Source organism: Streptomyces alkaliphilus (assembly GCF_014141535.1).
In the GTDB taxonomy this organism is placed as follows: Bacteria; Actinomycetota; Actinomycetes; order Streptomycetales; family Streptomycetaceae; genus Streptomyces; species Streptomyces alkaliphilus.
In genome coordinates this window covers 1-1,075 of record NZ_VKHT01001343.1, presented here as the reverse complement: position 1 = coordinate 1,075, position 1,075 = coordinate 1, and the positions used below count along the sequence as shown (strand labels likewise).

The 1,075-nt window shown below is 75.5% G+C and carries 1 pseudogene; it reads left to right on the top strand.

Annotation, left to right across the window (positions count from 1 at the left end):
* Positions 1 to 339: 339 nt before the first annotated feature.
* Positions 340 to 1,075, top strand: a pseudogene (locus FNQ90_RS24375) (hypothetical protein); the annotation flags it as partial.

The following is a 1,075-nucleotide window of genomic DNA, read 5'->3' as shown; positions in this document are numbered from 1 at the left end:
GCGGATCACCGCGGACGAGGGGGTCGGGGCCGGGCGGTCGCCCCCGGAGCGACACCACGGACACCGACGGCGGGCCCGTGGGGAGCGGAACACCACCCCCGCCCCGGGCCCGTGAGGGCGCGCGCGAGGCCCCGTCGAACGGGGCCCGACAGGGTTGACACCCCGTGAGCGGGCACCGACCGTTCACGGGGCGCCCACAGGTGTACCACACCGCGGTGACGGTCGTGTTCCCCTTCCGGCCGACCGGTGGGAAACCGGCAGGGGGACCGTGCGTGGAGAAGCCGTGAGGGTTCACTCCGGACTCTGTCGGAGTCGCGGGTGATCGGAAAGGATCGGCCCGTGCGCGGTGCCCTCCGAACCCCGTTGTCCGCCCTGGTCCTCGGGGCGGTCGTGCTGATCCTCCCGCCGGCCCTCGCGACACCGGCCCTCGCCGCCCCCTCCGACGGGGCATCCGCCGGGGACACCGGTGGTGATCCGGCGCCCGGCGTCGACCTGCCGGAGGAACTCTCCGACGAGGCCCTCGCCGAGGTGGTCGAGGAGATCGAGCGACTGCGGGAGAGCGCCGCCGAGGCCGCCGAGCACCACGAGACGATCCGCCGCCGGCAGGCGCGGCAGCACGCGGCGCTGGAACGGGTCCGAGAGCGCCTCGCGGAACGGCGGGAGGAGGTCGAGGAGCTGCGCGTCGCGATCGGCCGGCAGGCCGGCAAGCGCTACCGCGAGGGCAACGGCTCGGGCCTGGCCCGCCTGGTCCTGGCGGACTCCCCCGAGGAGATGCTCTCCGAGGCCGACCTCATCGGGCGCGGTGAGCTGTCCGCCCGCCAGTTGCTGGAGGAGCTGGAGGAGACCGAGCGGAAACTCGCCCGCGACGAGGCGTCGGCGAAGGCCATCCACAAGGCGCTGACCCGACTGGACGGCGAACGGCGTTCCGCCCGTCGGACGGTGGAGCGCGACCTGATGCGGGTCGAGGAGCGCCTGGCGGAACTGGAGCGGGCCCGGGAGGAAGCGCTGGAGGAGGTGGCGCGGCGGGTCGCGGGGGAGGCCCGGGCGGCCGGCACCGTCTGCCCGGTGGAGGGGG